Source organism: Bradyrhizobium tropiciagri, from assembly GCF_001189845.1.
Lineage (GTDB): Bacteria > Pseudomonadota > Alphaproteobacteria > Rhizobiales > Xanthobacteraceae > Bradyrhizobium > Bradyrhizobium tropiciagri.
Map to the genome: position 1 here is coordinate 129,227 of NZ_LFLZ01000013.1, position 15,394 is coordinate 144,620.

The 15,394-nt window shown below is 61.6% G+C and carries 15 protein-coding genes; 11 read left to right on the top strand and 4 right to left on the bottom strand.

Features of this window, described 5'->3' with window-relative positions:
* Window positions 1-8: 8 nt before the first annotated feature.
* The 6 genes from trbJ (at window position 9) to AKN84_RS13815 (ending at window position 5,162) form a co-directional block, all read left to right on the top strand.
* Entirely contained in the window at window positions 9-761 is a 753-nt protein-coding gene (gene trbJ / locus AKN84_RS13790) for a P-type conjugative transfer protein TrbJ (protein ID WP_128970761.1), read from the top strand.
* Window positions 762-772: 11 nt separating this feature from the next.
* Window positions 773-1,924: a P-type conjugative transfer protein TrbL gene (gene trbL / locus AKN84_RS13795; RefSeq protein WP_050421234.1), complete on the top strand. Its 1,152-nt coding sequence runs from the start codon at window positions 773-775 to the stop codon at window positions 1,922-1,924.
* Between the two features lie 3 nt (window positions 1,925-1,927).
* Window positions 1,928-2,632, top strand: coding sequence for a conjugal transfer protein TrbF (trbF, locus tag AKN84_RS13800; RefSeq protein WP_050421235.1), 705 nt, complete (start codon window positions 1,928-1,930; stop codon window positions 2,630-2,632).
* Window positions 2,629-3,657 (top strand): P-type conjugative transfer protein TrbG, encoded by a 1,029-nt coding sequence (gene trbG / locus AKN84_RS13805; RefSeq protein WP_050421236.1) that lies wholly within the window; start codon window positions 2,629-2,631, stop codon window positions 3,655-3,657. The genes trbF and trbG overlap by 4 nt, the downstream gene beginning before the upstream one ends.
* An 83-nt stretch (window positions 3,658-3,740) precedes the next feature.
* Entirely contained in the window at window positions 3,741-4,931 is a 1,191-nt protein-coding gene (locus AKN84_RS13810; protein WP_244485081.1) for a TraB/TrbI/VirB10 family type IV secretion system protein, read from the top strand.
* A 3-nt stretch (window positions 4,932-4,934) separates the two neighbouring features.
* Entirely contained in the window at window positions 4,935-5,162 is a 228-nt protein-coding gene (locus tag AKN84_RS13815; protein WP_050421238.1) for a DUF2274 domain-containing protein, read from the top strand.
* Window positions 5,163-5,382: 220 nt separating this feature from the next.
* On the opposite strand, the gene AKN84_RS13820 is transcribed toward AKN84_RS13815, so the two are convergent.
* From AKN84_RS13820 to AKN84_RS13830, 3 genes are read right to left on the bottom strand one after another with little or no spacing between them, the layout of a single operon-like run.
* On the bottom strand, window positions 5,383-6,396 hold the full coding sequence (locus AKN84_RS13820; protein ID WP_050421239.1) for an SIS domain-containing protein: 1,014 nt from the start codon (window positions 6,394-6,396) through the stop codon (window positions 5,383-5,385).
* Window positions 6,393-7,337, bottom strand: a complete 945-nt coding sequence (locus AKN84_RS13825; protein WP_050421240.1) for an N-acetylmuramic acid 6-phosphate etherase — start codon at window positions 7,335-7,337, stop codon at window positions 6,393-6,395. Before AKN84_RS13825 ends, AKN84_RS13820 begins: the two co-directional genes overlap by 4 nt.
* Window positions 7,338-7,353: 16 nt before the next feature.
* Window positions 7,354-8,277, bottom strand: a complete 924-nt coding sequence (locus AKN84_RS13830; protein ID WP_050421241.1) for a glucosamine kinase nucleotide-binding domain-containing protein — start codon at window positions 8,275-8,277, stop codon at window positions 7,354-7,356.
* Between the two features lie 115 nt (window positions 8,278-8,392).
* Between AKN84_RS13830 and nagA the strand changes: the two genes are divergently transcribed.
* Together nagA and AKN84_RS13840 are read left to right on the top strand one after the other, a co-directional pair.
* Window positions 8,393-9,577: an N-acetylglucosamine-6-phosphate deacetylase gene (nagA, locus tag AKN84_RS13835; protein WP_050421242.1), complete on the top strand. Its 1,185-nt coding sequence runs from the start codon at window positions 8,393-8,395 to the stop codon at window positions 9,575-9,577.
* Complete coding sequence (locus AKN84_RS13840) at window positions 9,578-10,780, top strand: aspartate kinase (RefSeq protein ID WP_050421243.1); 1,203 nt, start codon at window positions 9,578-9,580, stop codon at window positions 10,778-10,780.
* Window positions 10,781-11,554: 774 nt separating this feature from the next.
* On the opposite strand, the gene AKN84_RS45205 is transcribed toward AKN84_RS13840, so the two are convergent.
* Window positions 11,555-12,292, bottom strand: coding sequence for a hypothetical protein (locus AKN84_RS45205; protein WP_128970763.1), 738 nt, complete (start codon window positions 12,290-12,292; stop codon window positions 11,555-11,557).
* Between the two features lie 804 nt (window positions 12,293-13,096).
* On the opposite strand from AKN84_RS45205, the gene AKN84_RS13855 reads away from it, so the two are divergent.
* The 3 genes from AKN84_RS13855 (at window position 13,097) to AKN84_RS13865 (ending at window position 15,382) form a co-directional block, all read left to right on the top strand.
* Window positions 13,097-13,921, top strand: a complete 825-nt coding sequence (locus AKN84_RS13855) for a helix-turn-helix domain-containing protein (protein WP_050421246.1) — start codon at window positions 13,097-13,099, stop codon at window positions 13,919-13,921.
* A 71-nt stretch (window positions 13,922-13,992) separates the two neighbouring features.
* Entirely contained in the window at window positions 13,993-14,658 is a 666-nt protein-coding gene (locus AKN84_RS13860) for a DsbA family oxidoreductase (RefSeq protein WP_050421247.1), read from the top strand.
* 85 nt (window positions 14,659-14,743) lie between these two features.
* Window positions 14,744-15,382 (top strand): NIPSNAP family protein, encoded by a 639-nt coding sequence (locus AKN84_RS13865; RefSeq protein ID WP_050421248.1) that lies wholly within the window; start codon window positions 14,744-14,746, stop codon window positions 15,380-15,382.
* The last annotated feature ends 12 nt before the right edge of the window (window positions 15,383-15,394 follow it).

A 15,394-nucleotide genomic window follows, 5' to 3' on the forward strand; every position in this document is an offset into this window, starting at 1 on the left:
AGTCCTCCATGCTCGAACGTCTCGGCCGCATGTTCACGGGTACAACCTCAAGAATTATAATAACAACAATGCTATCGTTCGTTATCGCCGTGAACGGGTCGCGGCGGCTCGGGGCGTTCGATATCGTCTTCGATCCTACGAACTACGGTCAGAATCTCCTGACCGCCGCGCGAGCGCTTGAGCAGATCAATAATCAGGTGAGGAGCCTGGAAAACCAGGCGCAGTCGCTGCTCAATCAAGCAAGGCACCTCGCAAGTCTCCCCACCAGCGTCGTCGGTCAGCTGACATCGACCATCAACCAGATGAACGGCCTGATCAGTCAGGCAAAGAACATCTCGTTTGATGTTCAGACAACGCAGCAGGACTTTCAGCGGCTATATCCGCGGCAATACGCGGCGGCGATCTCGTCCGACAAGATGGTGCAGGATGCGACAGCACGTTGGGATAACAGCTACGATGGACTGAAGCAGTCGCTCACCGTTCAATCGGCCATTGTCGGCAGCCTGGATCAGGACGGCCAGACCCTGCGGACGCTGATGGCCAGGTCGTCCACTGCCGTAGGCTCCCTGCAGGCTCAGCAGTCGGGCAACGAGCTTCTCGCCTTGCAGATCAAACAGTCGCTGCAGGCTCAGGCTTTGATGGCAACGCAGGCTCGCGCAGAAACGTTGCGGGCCGCCGAGCAGCAAGCGTCGGCCGCTGCCGCAAAGGAGCGGTTCATCCGTTTCATCGGCGACGGCCGTGCCTACGCTGGCGGCAGGTAGGCGAGGGGCCCATGGCTGATCTTTCCGTCATTGACCGCTTTACTGAGACCTTCTCCCGCTACATAGACTCCGGTTTTGGTCTCCTGTCGGGCGAAGTCTCCTTCCTCAGTTCGACCCTGATCGGCATCGATTTGACGCTTGCGGGGCTCGCCTGGAGCATGCGCGGCGACGACCATATCCTGGTCACGCTGGCCAAGAAGGTGCTCTATGTCGGTGCTTTTGCGTTTATCATCGGCAACTTCAAGAGCCTTGCCGATATCGTCTTTGCGTCGTTCTCCGGCATCGGACTGAAGGCCTCCGGCGGGAGCTTAAGCGCTTCCGACCTGGCGCGGCCGGGCTTTGTCGCGGCTGCCGGATTCGCGGCGGCACATCCGCTGCTGGAGGAGACCAGCCAGTTCTCGGGCTTCGACGTCCTGACTAACCTGCCAACCATCCTGATCCTGCTGTTCTGCTGGATCCTGATCGTGCTCGCGTTCTTCATCCTCTCGGTGCAGCTGTTTGTCACGCTGATCGAGTTCAAGCTGACGACACTCGCAAGCTTCATCCTGGTGCCGTTCGCGTTGTGGGGGAAGACTGCATTCCTGGCGGAAAAGACCCTCGGCAACGTCGTTGCGTCGGGGGTGAAGGTGATGGTTCTCGCGATCATCATCGGCATCGGCTCGACCATCTTCGGTCAGCTCGCGGGAACGTTGACCCGGCCGATCGACATTGCCTCAGCCATGAGCCTGTTGCTAGCGGCGCTCTCGCTGTTCGGCCTCGGCATCTTTGGTCCCGGGATCGCAGCGGGCCTGGTCTCAGGCGCCCCTCAACTGGGAGCCGGAGCGGCAGCCGGGACGGTGGCGGGTGCAGCAGCGGTCGCGATCGGCGGCGGAGCGGCGGCCGTCGGCGGTCTGCGCGCAGCGGCAGGCGGTTCAATGGCTGCCGTTCGATCCGCGGCATCGCTCACGGGCGCATCTTCGGCCGCGGGCGCGCCAGCGCGGGCTTTCGCCATCGATCAGGTCTCCAGCGGTAGTGCTGGAGGTACTGCCCCTGCTGGGGCGGGTCGCGCAACGGCCTCGTCGGCACGGGGACACGCGCGGGAAGCGGCACAAGTCGCCGCTCATATCCTGAAGGAAGGTGACAAAGGCGGACATTCGTCGGGCCCGAAGCTGGAAGGAGAATAGGGGATGGCATCTCACCCGTTTCAGCGCGTGTCGGTTCGGTATGGCGAGACGCCAGAGCCGGTCACTCCCTACCAGAAGGCAGCCCAGGTCTGGGACGAGCGGTTGGGCTCCGCGCGTGTTCAGGCGAGCAACTGGCGCCTCGCTGCGCTGGCAGCCATCGGCCTGTCCGGTGTGCTTGGATTGACGATCTTTACCCAGATCGCTCGCTCGGGTGTCGTTCCCTACGTGGTCGAGGTCGATCGGCTCGGTGAAGTCCGAGCCGTCGGGCCGGCGATCGAAGCCTACCAGCCGTCAGACGCGCAGATAGCGCACTTTCTTGCGCGCTTCATCGAGAACGTGCGCTCGCTTTCGATCGATCCGGTCATTGTCCGGGCAAACTGGCTGCGTGCCTACGACTTCGTCACCGATCGCGGCGCACAGGCGTTGAACGACTACGCTCGGGAAACCGATCCGTTCACCAAGATCGGGTCCAAGACCGTGACCGCAGAAGTCACCTCCGTGGTGCGCGCGTCCGGCGACAGCTTCGAGGTCCGCTGGAAGGAAAACGCCTACGAGAACGGCGCGATCGCAAAGACCGAACGTTTCACGGGTCTTGTCACCACGGTTCTCAAGCCGCCCGCAGATGCCGAAACGTTGCGCAAAAACCCTCTCGGACTCTACGTCCATTCGCTCAACTGGTCGCGCGACCTTATTGGAGACGCCAAATGAACACCGTTGCTTTTAGTAAGCTCGCGTCGACCAGCGTCCTGGCCTTGTCGCTTGTACTCAGTGGCTGCGCCACCAAGCTCAACCTTGAAGCGCCCTATGATGAGATGACCTTTGAGAAGGCGCTCCCGGAGACCGACCCGCCGGCGCCGGTACAAGTGGTCGAGACACCGAAGGTCTTGCCTTTGCCGGGTCAATTGAAGCCCGTTCCGGCAAAGGGCGGTAAGGAGGAAAAGCTCCCGCCGGAACAGGCGATCGCCAAGGCCAACAAGGCGGCGAGGATGGAGCCAACACGTGCCGGATATATCAACGCCATTCAGGTCTACCCCTGGACGGAAGGCGCACTCTACCGGCTCTATGCAAGCCCGGAAAAAGTCTCGACCATCGGGCTTCAACCAGGCGAAGAACTGGTGGATGTCTCCACCGGCGATACGGTGCGCTGGGTGGTGGGCGATACTTCGAGCGGACAGGGCAACTCCCGTCGGGTGCACATCCTGGTCAAGCCGACGCTGCCGGATATCCAGACGAACCTCGTCGTGCTGACGGACCGGCGGGCCTATCACCTCGAGCTCATCTCGACCAAGCAGACCTATATGGCATCGATCTCCTGGACTTATCCGACAGACACGCTTGTAGCGCTCCACAAGCAGAACGTCGCCGCCCAGGAAAGCGAGCAGCGGATCGCCGATCGCGGGGTACGTCTCGACAACCTGAATTTCCGGTATCGCATCGAAGGAGACGATCCACCCTGGCGGCCGGTGCGTGCATTCGACGACGGTCGCAAGGTCTATATCCAGATGCCGTCTGGTCTCTCACAAGGGGAGGCGCCACCCTTATTCGTTGCCGGCGCCGATGGCCGGCCGAACCTCGTCAACTACCGGGTTCGAGGTTCCTACTACATCGTCGACCGGATGTTTGGTGTCGCTGAGCTCCGCCTTGGTGAAGATCCCCAGCGCATTGTCCGGATCATTCGTATTGACGCGCGTCCCGTATCGCAGAGCTTCAGCAGCACGGGGAATGCCTCATGACGACGGGGTTCGACCGGGATCCTGAGCCGCTTGAACTACGAGCACGTCCGCGGCCAGTTCGGCGCCTCAATAGGCGCGCCCTCATGATCGGCTGCGCGATCGCCGCGTTGTTGATTGCCGGAGCGACGCTCGTGGCGCTCCGACCGCAGTCCTTCAAGCAGTCGGTGCGGACGGAGCTCTTTAATACTGACCGCAAGCAGACCGCCGAGGGGTTGAGCAGGCTGCCAAAGTCCTACGAGGAACTGTCGCCATCGATCCCGCGGCTTGGACCGCCGTCGCCGGGGGACGTCGGGCGGGCATTCGTCGAAAATGAGAAGAAGGCCGGTGTGGCATCGGAGACGGGCTTCCGGACCAACCCGGAAGAAGACGCCGAACGGGCCGAGCGGATTCGGCAGACCCGGATCGCCCAGCAGGCAAAGGAATCAGGATTGTTCTTCCGCCTGTCGGAGAAGCAGGACAGGCGAAGGCAGGCAAGCATGACCGAAGTGGCAGCTGCCGCCCCATCTGCGTTCCGGCCATCAACCACCGATACGGGACCATCAGCCGCCGAACTCGCCAAGACAGCGCAGGCGATGGTCGATCGATCCAGTGAGATCGTTCCCTCGTCGCAAGCACGGAAGCTCGCCTTTGTGGGAACGAAAGCCGACACGGAGACCACCAATCCGCATACGCTGAAACCGGCACCATCGACCCATGCAGTCATGGCCGGGTCGATCATTCCGGCTAGCCTCGTTACCGGGCTCAATTCGGATCTGCCTGGCGCAACCATCGGCCAGGTTACAGAGAACGTCTTTGATACTGTGACTGGTGAACATCTCCTTATCCCGCAAGGGACGCGGCTTGTGGGCAAGTACGACAGCGTTGTCGCCTTTGGCCAGAAGCGGGCGCTGGTCGTGTGGACACGGCTCATTTTGCCGAACGGCAACTCCATAGTGATCGAGAACCTTCCAGCCACGGATGTCGCAGGCTATGCCGGGCTCGAGGACGAGGTGGACTTCCATACCTGGCAATTGCTCAAGGGCGTGGCCTTGGCGACGTTGATCGGGGTGGGGACCCAGCTATCGATCGGCAATGACGAGAGCGATCTCGTGAAGGCGCTAAGGGAGAGTACGCAGCAAACGACCAATCGTGCCGGGCAGCGCCTCGTGGAGCGCGAGCTCGATGTGCAGCCGACGATCACGGTGCGGCCTGGATGGCCGCTGCGCGTGATTGTCTCGAAGGATCTGGTGTTGAAGCCTTACCAGGATGTTCAATCCGCCGCGAAGAGCAAATGACGCATGAAGCTTGCGAAGCTGCCTGATCGGACGCCGGTGAAGATGAGTGTTGTGTTGGCGCCAAGCCTTGCCAAGCGGCTGCGCGAATACGCCGACTTTTATGCGGAGACTTACGGTAGCCGGGAGGAGGTCATGGAGTTGATTCCGTTTATGCTTGAGGCATTTCTCGATGGAGACGCGGAATTTCGCAAGGCCAAAAGGACAGCAACTTTAGATGTCGCTTCGTCCTAGATATCCGAGATGGACGCGACTGACCGGCTGCATTAACGTGCGCTTGGCCATATCCGGTCTCTGGTGTTGACGCACAGCCGTTGTCGAGAATTGGCGGCTTCCGCCCGGCAACGCCCTTTCGCCGCAGCATAAAGAGTTATGTCGACCGGAGAGAGGCGCTTGTGAGACCGATGCGGCAGTGCTCCAGACTTTGAGTCTCCGGCCAACGATTAGTCCGCTATTAAAACGTCTCGGTAATCTTGCGCAAGCAAGGGGGACGATCCGGATCAAATCCGCAGGCACGCGCCGTCTGCTCTATCATCCGATAGGCCGGAACGAGCATGGTGATCGGGTCGGTGGCGGGATCATCCTCGGTCAGCCAGGCCAGCGAGCCATGCGGTCCGCCGCAAAGATGCAGCGCAAACTTTTGCTCACGCAACTCGTTTACCAGTGCGTCCACCGTGGCCGCCGTTTCATCCATGAGGCGCATCATGACAACCGGCGTACGCGACGATAGCGCGGCGCGTGGCCCATGCTGCAGCTCGGCGGCGCTCAGACCTATGGAGGGCAGGCGCAGGATTTCCGAAAGTTTGAGCGCGATCTCCCTCGCCGAGCCCAGGGCCAGACCCCGGGCCGCCACAAAAACGGCTGACGCCTTGGTGAGACCATCGGCAATCTCGGACCAATCGAGCGCCAGCGCCCGGTCCAGCCGCTCGGGCAGCCTATCGAGGGCTGACCGCAGCGCTCGATCTCCAGCGAGCTCGGCAACAAGTCCGACACAGGCCGCCATCGAGCCGATCACGGTCTTTGTCGCCGCCACCGAGTGCTCCTCGCCAGCTTCGATCGGAATGACGAACTCCGCTTCGTCAGCCACCGGCGACGACGCCGCATTGACGATGGCGATGGTCCGTGCGCCCGAGACGCGCGCCGACTTCGTCGCCGCGACAAGATCCGGGCTGCGTCCCGATTGCGAGATCACAATGAACAGGGCATCGCGGAGCATTAAGGGCGTGCGAAATGCTGTGATCACCGAGGGAGCGCTGGCTGAAACGGGAAGACGAAGCCGCGTCTCGACAAGGTATCTCAAGAAAACCCCGGCATGCCCCGAGCTTCCCCGGCCACACACGACACACAGGGGAACGGCGCCAATTCTAATTCGTTGTGCGATGTCGCGCGCGGCGGGGCGGCTGCGAACAATGTTGGCGACAACATTGGCGCTTTCCCCGATTTCGCTCGCCATCGCGGAGGTCGTCATGGCTCAGTCGCTCCGTCTCGCCTGCGCGCCGTCGCTCCCTTTGGATGCCGATCACTATCCCTGGCGAGTTCGGCAAACACCCGTCGAAGGTTGCCGTCACAGTTCTTCAGAACGGTCTCGGCATCATCCCTGTCGACACCCAACACCAGAAGGACTGCCGTTTTGATGTCTCCCTTGGCCTGCTCGAGCGAGCGTGCCGCGTGCGACGGATCACAGTGCGCGATTTGCGCCACCATGACCTCTGCGCGCCGCTTCAGCTTGGCATTGGTCGGCTGCATATTCACCATCATGCCGCGATACACCCGGCCAAGCCGCAGCATAATCCCTGAGGAGATCAGATTGAGCACGACCTTCTGCGCGGTGCCCGCCTTCATCCGCGTAGAGCCGGCGACCAGCTCGCGGCCGGTCTCGATCAAGATCGGAAACTTTGCCGATGTCAGCAGTGCGGTGCCGGGATTGTTGGCGACGCCAATCGTCACTGCATCGAAAGAGCCTGCTTGCTGCAGCGCCGCGACCGTGAATGGTGTTGTGCCGCTGGCGGCTACGGCGATCACCACGTCGTGCGGCGTGAGTCGCGCGACTTCGATCTGCATGACTGCATCATCGACATCGTCCTCCGCGCCCTCGATGCTGGTGACGAACGCGCTATCTCCGCCGGCGACGATGAAGCGAACGCGCTCCTTGGGCCAGGCGAAGGTCGGCATAAGCTCGGCGCCGTCCTGGACCGCCACGCGGCCCGAGGTACCGGCGCCGACATACACAATGCGTCCGCGATCGCCCAGCGCCGCCTTGGCTGCTTCGGTCGCCGCAGTGATTGCGGGAAGGGCATGGCCGATCGCTGCAACGGCTGCAAGCTGGCCCTCCCACATCGCTTCCACCGCGGACATGAGCGGCCATGCATCAAGATCGACAAAGCGGGGATCGACTTCTTCGGTGGCCATATTGATCCATGCGCCCTTAACCGCGGAACTTTGAAGCCTGTTCATGGTCAGTGTCTCTCTCGGGCGGATCGAGCCGCCCTCGCGCCACCAGTAACGCACCGGCCGCTGCGTCGGCGTCAGGACGCTTCAGGCGGGCGCGCAGATCAGGTGTCAGCCAGGGCGTAATGGCAGCCGCGAGTCCGCCCACGAGCGCGAGCCGGTCAATTCCTCTCGCCAGGAACAGATCGAGGAGATCGCCAATGGCATCGGCCGCGCGCTCGACAATGCGGCGGCCGACCGGATCGCCCTGATTGGCGTGCCGTATCACGATCGGCGCAAACCCCGCGTAATCTGTTGCTTTGGCTTCTTCAGACCATGCCACTGCCTGATAGGGATCATGATCGAATGCGCCAAGTACCTCTGAAAGCAGTGGGGTCAGCTCGCTGCGGCGATCAGCAGCCCGCAGCGCCAAGCGCACGACTTGCAGACCGATGTCGGCGCCGCTGCCTTCGTCGGAGACAGGAAAGCCGTAACCGGCGAGACGAATTTCGCGGCCGCCGATCAGGCCGACACCAACCGAGCCAGTGCCGGCTACCACGATCGCTCCGTCCGCGCCGCTGTGAGCGCCGAGACAGGCAGCCGTGCCGTCGCTTATGAAGATAGTGGACGTAAACGGATGGACGATCTTCTTGAGCGCCGCTTCCGCGCCCCGGCGGCCAAGGCCGGCGAGGCCAATTCCGGCGTGGATCCGCGCAAAATCCTCGCGCGCCAAGCCGGCCTGCGCGGCAGCCGCTTCGGTTGCCTCCATGATGGAACGCCAGGCCTTTTCGACACCAATCCGCGTCGTCGCAGGCCCCGAGCTCGCTTCGCCGAGCAGCCTGCCGCTTTCGTCCTCAATCCGGGCGCGGCAGCGAGTTCCGCCCCCGTCAATTCCGAGATACGTGGTACCTTTCGTTCCCATGGAAAGTTAACGCAAGGGCTTCGGTCCGGGTCCCCCAACGCATAGATGGGGGAACATTTTAGGTTACGGCACTCGTCTCACGGGTCTGTGATCTGCCACTCTCGGATGAACGCTGATGGTCGACTGCACCTCTCCCGACGTTATCACGATTGCTGCGTCGCAAATCTTTGACGGTATCGCGGTGCACGGGCCGGGGCGGGTCAGGATTTCGAAAGGCAGGATTGAAAGCGTTACCTTTGGAGAGTCGGAGCCGTGCGCGTCAATCCAGCTGCCCCGAGATGCGATCCTTGCGCCCGGATTCCTCGATGTCCAGGTGAACGGAGGAGGGGGAGTTCTTCTCAACGACGAGCCAACTGAGGCTGGTGTTCGTCGCATCGTCGCAGCGCACCGCGGAGCAGGGACCACGGGCTGCTTGCCGACCCTCATCACCGATCGCAGCGAGGTCATCGAGCGATTGGCTTCAGTAGCTCCGGCCTGCCTCAAGATTCCCGGTGTGCTCGGCTTTCATCTGGAAGGGCCGGCACTCAACCGGTCACGCATGGGCATCCATCCCGAAGCCGAAATACGCGTGCCCGATCGACGCGATCTCGCCGCGGTCAAAAGTTTCGGGGGCCACGGCCGCTCTATCGTAACCTTGGCCCCGGAATGCGTGCCCGCATCCATGATCGATGAGCTAATCGGCGCTGGATTGCGTATCGCAGCCGGCCACAGTGACGCCACCGCAGCGGAGGTCCGGCTGGGAGTCGACCGTGGTATCTCGGGGGTGACCCATCTGTTCAACGCCATGTCGCAGTTGAACGCCCGGGAGCCGGGCCTAGTGGGCGTCGCGCTTGAGGACGATCGGCTGTTCGCAGGGATCATCTGCGACGGCATCCACGTTGACCGCGCTGGTTTGCGTGTTGCCTTCCGCTGCAAGGGACGCGATCGCTTGATGCTGGTCACCGATGCGATGCCGTCGGTGGGTACGGACGATCGGCAATTCCTGCTGCAAGGAAAGCGGATTACATTGAACGAAAGTCGCTTGACTGGCCCAGATGGCACGCTCGCGGGCGCTCACCTCACCATGATTGAGGCGGTGCGCAACGCTATTGCGCTTATCGGAGCCTCCCTTATCGACGCCCTCATCATGGCTTCCCGGACGCCCGCGACTTTTCTGGGCCTTGAGGATGAGCTTGGACGGATTGCGCCCGGCTACCGCGCGGACCTTGTCGCGATCAATTCGGCCCTTGAAGTCGTCGGCACTTGGGTAGGCGGTGTCGGTTCGACGAACGAAGCGACCACGGCTTCTCACCGAGGGTAGATGCGCAACCATTCCATTATCGTGCAAAAATATGGCGGTGCCTGCCTTGAAACACCGGCGAAAATTCGCGCGGTTGCGCGCAGTCTTGCCGACCTGCATCGCCGTGGTCATCGTGTCGTGGCGATCGTCTCTGCAATGGGTATGACCACTGATCAACTGATCCAGATGGCTTACCAGGTAAGCTCCACCCCCAATCGCCGTGAACTTGACATGCTGCTGACGACTGGTGAGCGCATCAGTATGTCCCTGATGAGCATGGCGCTTTCTGACCTCGGTGTGCTCGCGATCAGCTTCACCGGTAGTCAGGCCGGTGTGATGACGGACGGTTCCCATTCCTCGGCACGCATCCTGGAGGTACGTCCCATTCGGGTGCGTGAGGAACTTGATCGTGGGCGCGTTGTGGTGCTGGCGGGATTTCAGGGCGTGAACGCTGCGACCAGAGAAATCACCACGCTCGGCCGCGGCGGCAGCGACACGACGGCCGTTGCGATGGCAGCGGCGCTGAAAGCCGAGCGCTGTGAAATCATCAAAGAGGTCGACGGCGTTTGCTCGGCCGATCCACGCACCGTGCCGGATGCAAAGCCCTTGCGACGGGTGGATTTCGCATCCCTGTCTGAGATGTGCTTCTGGGGTGCGAAGGTTCTGCATTTTCGCAGCGTAGAGCTGGCACAAAGTCAGGATGTGCCGCTGGTTCTCAAGCGGTGGGGTGGCGTTGAGCACGGCACGCAGGTGATGAAGGAGGTTGCAGGGATGGAAAAGGGAAGGGTTCTGGCCGTAAACTCGATGGTTCGCATTGAGCATGTCGAAATAGATTGCAAAGATCTCAATCACGGTTTCCAGAAATTCGCGCAGCATCTCGAGCAAAACAGCCTGTCTTGGCCCCAGGTCCTTGCCTCGGGCTTCGCCGCGGGCAAGACCAGCATGAACGTGACCTGTGATTCAGAATGGCTCGACGCGCTGTTGCGAACGATGGAGGGCAGCAAGGAGTTGCGCAAGCATCGCGACGCGTCAAGCTCGGTGAGCCTCACCTGCTTCGGCGGCGTTTCGTCGGAACTGCCGTTCAGGGCATTGCAGGCTCTCGAACTTCACGGGATTGTACCCCACAGGTATGTGTTGTCGCCGCATTCGATCAGTCTGTTTGTTCCTGTGGAGAGCCGGGAGGCAGCGGTTAAGGCATTGCATTCGCTTATCCAGCAGGCATAGCTTCAGGAAGCGGAGGGCATCGCTCCCACTCACGCCTTGATCTGCAATGCGAGACGAACAAGCTGCGTGTGATCAGTGCTTCGCCTTGAGGCTTGCGCACGGGCCCGCGACTATGTCGCCCGTAGAATTGCGGCATAGATTTGAGGGCGGCGGAGTGGCGTTCGGCTTTTGTGCGTTGGCTCTCTTCGCCCCCAAGAAGCGCACTAGCGGTTCGCGAGTTGCTTCCTATGAGACTCGATCATCTCCGCAGTAACGTCGCTGGGGTAACAGATCGGTGCCGCGCCGCCTGGCCGAGAATAGGCGCTTCGGGCACCACAGGCCCTTCCATTCCGCATTGTGTCATCCGGACACGCGCAAGGTTTGCCCGTCGCGTGATATTGATCTCGACTAGCCTTGATGATGATTGCAGCTATGGCTGCCGCTGTTAGAACAGCCTCCGCCCTGCGCTTTGGCTCGCGTTGAGGAGTCGGACGCGGCGCCGGCTTCTCAGGTGCCCGCGGCTCGACGCTTGAGACTTCCTTTTTTGACTCAGGGCTTAGCAAGACCGGCGCCAACGGTACGCGCTTCGCAATGATCGGCGGCTCCACGAGGGCGATCGGTCCTTGAGCGGTTGAGGTCGAAACTGACTTGCTCGGACTGGCATTCTGACCAAGCGAATAGGCAGATACTGCCGTCACGCCGATCAAGAAGAAAACTGCACCTCCGCGCATGGCCGCGTCCGATTAGTAAACTTATGCATAGACGAAACTGCCCAAATGGGCTGCAAGCGCTCCGTTAGGCGCCCGCTGGCCCTTGCGCAATATCGATGACGTGCCGGTCGGCCCCGACAGTGATGACAATCGTATACGTCTTCGCACCACCACCTTGGTCGGTCGGTGGCGCAAGATGCAGTTGGCCGCCGTACCATTCGCCTGACATGAGCGTGTTGTCCTTGATCACCGACTGCTCTAGTGCCGTCATATTGCGTTGCCCCGTCTCCACCGTGGCCGCGATCATCGCTTCGTTCTGGGCAGTAGCATTACCTTGGGCAATCGCGGCGGCGGTCGGGCTGTAGAACGTGCCTGTGCGACCGCTTGGCGTGGTGTAGCTGCCATAGCCTGCTTGTGACGCGCTATAGGCATTGCCTGCTGCCGCTAGACCCGTAAAAATTGCCCTCGCGACCTGGCGGTTCTTTTCTTCCTGCACGAGCATTTCATAGGTCACGACCTGCATCGAATGATCGGTTCCACCGACGTGCTGGACCGCCTCGACTTGCGATACCCGGAAATCTACGGGGGCCTTGCCGAGATTGTTAATGCCCACGACGAACACAGGGCGACCATTAGCCTGAAACTGTCGAGCAGCAGGACGCACAAGGACGAGCGAATTCTTCTGTCGAGAGACAAGAGCTGGCTGTCCATCCCGCACGAGCGCCTGTTGCTGCGGATTAGACGTTTTAAACTGAACTGTCTCGCTATTGGTTACACAGCCGCCCAACGTGGCGAAGAGCGCCACGACGCAAAACTTACGCATTGATCTTCCCCCAGACTCGGAGGGATAGAAGCGCAACCAGGGCGCGATATCAATAAAGTGCATCAACCCGCCGCACTACACCTTAGTTGTATGTACGCGAATGAGCTCAATCCTGTAGTTGCACCGACTGTTTGATCATAAATGACCGTGACTAAGATGGTCTGCGAGTGGTCGGGCTGCGCGGCGTCGATCGAGCATCTTTCGGTGTTGCATCAGATCCGAGGCGAGTTGACGAAGCTAAAGAGCTTGGACCGCTCATTCGAGCGCGCTTTCTCCACAGTCAGAAGGACAGCCTCCATGGCTTCGGACGCGTCTTCACGGCTGCGGCGCAATCAAAGGAGTCTTGCCGCACCGTCATGTTGGAATGCGTAAGTCGAGCGACGATCGACAGCTGGTGTCGTGCCGCTCGAGAGCGGTGCGCGCTTCATCGAAGCTGTTGGCTCTGCCATCGGAGCGCGCGCCACGGTGCGAGGCCGTTGATCTCGCAAGGCCCGCGATCAATATCGCCGACGCCAGTGCGCGGGTTCATAGAGGTGACGTGGACATCCTCATTTGCCGACCAGCCAGACCCCTTGGCGGACGTCGGGATCGAGGTGGCGCATTGGGCGTGACCTATGATTCCTGCCAACCAGTCAGCTTGCCACGATTTTTGTAGCCGGTCGTTGACTTCGAATTGTTGGTATTTGTGTTGGTATTGGCCAGCGGATCGAAAAATAAACACAGTAAATTCAATTGGGTAAGTACCAATATCCATTACCTCAGGCGTAATGGAACGGGCGAATTCCGCATGGTAGGTTTTGCACCATGAACGCACATGCATCCCTGGCGCGGGCCGAACCCGCAAAACCCGTCCTGATCGGCGAACACCTGCGCGAGTGGCGGCAGCGCCGCCATCTCAGCCAGCTCGACCTTGCCGTCGATGCCGAGATCTCGGCGCGGCATCTGAGCTTCGTCGAGACCGGCCGCTCGGCGCCGTCGCGCGACATGGTCCTCAAACTGGCGGAGCGCCTCGACGTGCCCCTACGCGAACGCAACGTGCTGCTGGTCGCCGCGGGTTTCGCACCCGCATTCCCGCAACGCTCGCTGGACGATCCCGCGCTGAGATCGGCGCGCGAGGCGATCAACCTGGTGCTGAAGGCGCATGAGCCCAATCCGGCGCTGGCCTATGACCGGCACTGGAATCTGGTGTCGGCCAATCGCATGGTGGCGCCGCTGCTCGAGGGCGTGCCGCAGCGGCTGCTCGGCCAGCCCTTCAACATCCTGCGGCTGGCGTTCCATCCGGAGGGCCTGGCGCCGCGCACCGTGAACCTGGCGGAATGGGCCGCGCATCTTCTGGAGCGGCTGCACCGGCAATGCGAGGCGACCGCGGATCCGGAGCTGCTCAAACTCTACCAGGACCTGAAGTCCTATCCGATCCCGGCGCGCTCGGCGCCGATCACCACCGACAACAATGTCGCGCTGCCCTTCAAGCTCCGCCTCAATGGCGAGATCCTGAGCTTCATCTCGACAACGATGGTGTTCGGTACCCCGGTCGACATCACGCTGCAGGAACTGGCGCTGGAGACCTTCTTTCCGGCCGATGAGCCGACCGCCGAGCGGATGCGGCAGATGGCAGCCAGTATGAAATAGCGGCTTGTCTCGGGGCGCTTTCGGCCTACCTTTGGGGTTCCATTTCCGCGAGGAACCCCGAGGAAACCAGAATGAGCGATCTGAAGCCGCTTCGCCTCGATATCGTCTCCGACGTCGTTTGCCCCTGGTGCTATATCGGCAAGCATCGCATCGAGGACGCGCTCAAGCTGGTGCCCGACGTGCCGGTCGAGGTGCACTGGCGGCCGTTCTTCCTCAACAATTGGGTGCCGCGCGAGGGCATCAGCCGCGACGAATATCTCACGGCCAAGTTCGGCTCGGTCGAGGCTTACAAGGGCATCGCCGGCCGTGTGGTCGCCGCGGCTAACGAGGAGGGGCTGACCTACCATCCCGAGCTCGTGAAGCGCCAGCCCAACACGATCGACTGCCATCGCCTGATCCACTGGGCCGAGGCCAAGGGCAAGGCGGCCGAGATGAAGCAGCGGCTGATGGAACTGTACTTCCGCGACGGCGGCGATCTCACCGACACCAATGTGCTGGTGCAGGCAGCAAGCGATGTCGGGCTCGACGCCGACGATGTACGCAAGCGTCTTGCCACCGACGAGGACGTTGCCCTGGTCTCCGCGCAGGCCCAGGAGGCCGCCGAGAAGGGCATCTCAGGCGTGCCGACCTTCGTGTTCGCGCAGAAATACGCGGTATCCGGCGCTCAGCCGGCCGAGCAACTCGCCCGCGCCATCCGTCAGGTCTCGGCCGAGATCAACGCAGAGGCCGCGGAGTAGTCCGCAAGCCCTTTCCAAAGCCCGGCTCGCGCCGGGCTTTTTCGTTTGCCCACACCATCCATCGGAAACAATCAGGGAGACAACCATGATCTATGAGCTGCGCACCTACACGGTACGTCCAGGCACCGTCGGCGAGATGGTGAAGGCCGCGAGCACGATCTCGCGCGACATCCGCGCCGACAATTTCGGCAAGCTGGAAGGCTACTGGATCACCGAGATCGGTCCGCTCAATCAGGTCATGCACATGTGGAGCTATGCCGATCTCAACGAACGGACAAAGCTGCGCGCCGAGCTCGGGAAAAATCCGCGCTGGACCGGCGAGTACATTCCGGCGATCCGTCCGCTGCTGGTGCGCCAGGAGGTCCGGCTCCTCAATGCGATCATTCCGCCGGTGGCGCCCGCCACCAAGGGCAACGTCTACGAATTCCGCAACTATCGCGCCAAGCCGCTCGGCGGCGTCAAGCAGTGGCTCGATCTGATCTCCGGCGTGATGCCGGAGCGCGAGAAATACTCCAAGATCGTCGGCCTCTGGCAAACCGATGCGGGACAGCCCAACGAGGTCTGCCACATCTGGGCCTATCCCGATCTCAACGCCCGCGCTGCTGCGCGCGGCGCCGCGCTGAAGGATCCGGCCTGGCAGGAATTCCTGGGCAAGGGCACGGCGCTGCTCGAGGAGATGCACTCGACCATCATGCTGCCGGCCCCGCATTCGCCGCTGCAATGAGGGAGCGGTTGC

Excerpts from the sequence above, each read along its gene's own strand:
- AKN84_RS13825 (WP_050421240.1), bottom strand. The coding sequence starts at position 7,337 with ATGGCCACCGAAGAAGTCGATCCCCGCTTTGTCGATCTTGATGCATGG.
- trbL (WP_050421234.1), top strand. The coding sequence starts at position 773 with ATGGCTGATCTTTCCGTCATTGACCGCTTTACTGAGACCTTCTCCCGC.
- AKN84_RS45205 (WP_128970763.1), bottom strand. The coding sequence starts at position 12,292 with ATGCGTAAGTTTTGCGTCGTGGCGCTCTTCGCCACGTTGGGCGGCTGT.
- AKN84_RS13840 (WP_050421243.1), top strand. The coding sequence starts at position 9,578 with ATGCGCAACCATTCCATTATCGTGCAAAAATATGGCGGTGCCTGCCTT.
- trbF (WP_050421235.1), top strand. The coding sequence starts at position 1,928 with ATGGCATCTCACCCGTTTCAGCGCGTGTCGGTTCGGTATGGCGAGACG.
- AKN84_RS13860 (WP_050421247.1), top strand. The coding sequence starts at position 13,993 with ATGAGCGATCTGAAGCCGCTTCGCCTCGATATCGTCTCCGACGTCGTT.
- AKN84_RS13865 (WP_050421248.1), top strand. The coding sequence starts at position 14,744 with ATGATCTATGAGCTGCGCACCTACACGGTACGTCCAGGCACCGTCGGC.
- trbJ (WP_128970761.1), top strand. The coding sequence starts at position 9 with ATGCTCGAACGTCTCGGCCGCATGTTCACGGGTACAACCTCAAGAATT.
- AKN84_RS13830 (WP_050421241.1), bottom strand. The coding sequence starts at position 8,277 with ATGGGAACGAAAGGTACCACGTATCTCGGAATTGACGGGGGCGGAACT.
- AKN84_RS13810 (WP_244485081.1), top strand. The coding sequence starts at position 3,741 with ATGATCGGCTGCGCGATCGCCGCGTTGTTGATTGCCGGAGCGACGCTC.
- AKN84_RS13820 (WP_050421239.1), bottom strand. The coding sequence starts at position 6,396 with ATGACGACCTCCGCGATGGCGAGCGAAATCGGGGAAAGCGCCAATGTT.
- AKN84_RS13815 (WP_050421238.1), top strand. The coding sequence starts at position 4,935 with ATGAAGCTTGCGAAGCTGCCTGATCGGACGCCGGTGAAGATGAGTGTT.
- nagA (WP_050421242.1), top strand. The coding sequence starts at position 8,393 with ATGGTCGACTGCACCTCTCCCGACGTTATCACGATTGCTGCGTCGCAA.
- trbG (WP_050421236.1), top strand. The coding sequence starts at position 2,629 with ATGAACACCGTTGCTTTTAGTAAGCTCGCGTCGACCAGCGTCCTGGCC.
- AKN84_RS13855 (WP_050421246.1), top strand. The coding sequence starts at position 13,097 with ATGAACGCACATGCATCCCTGGCGCGGGCCGAACCCGCAAAACCCGTC.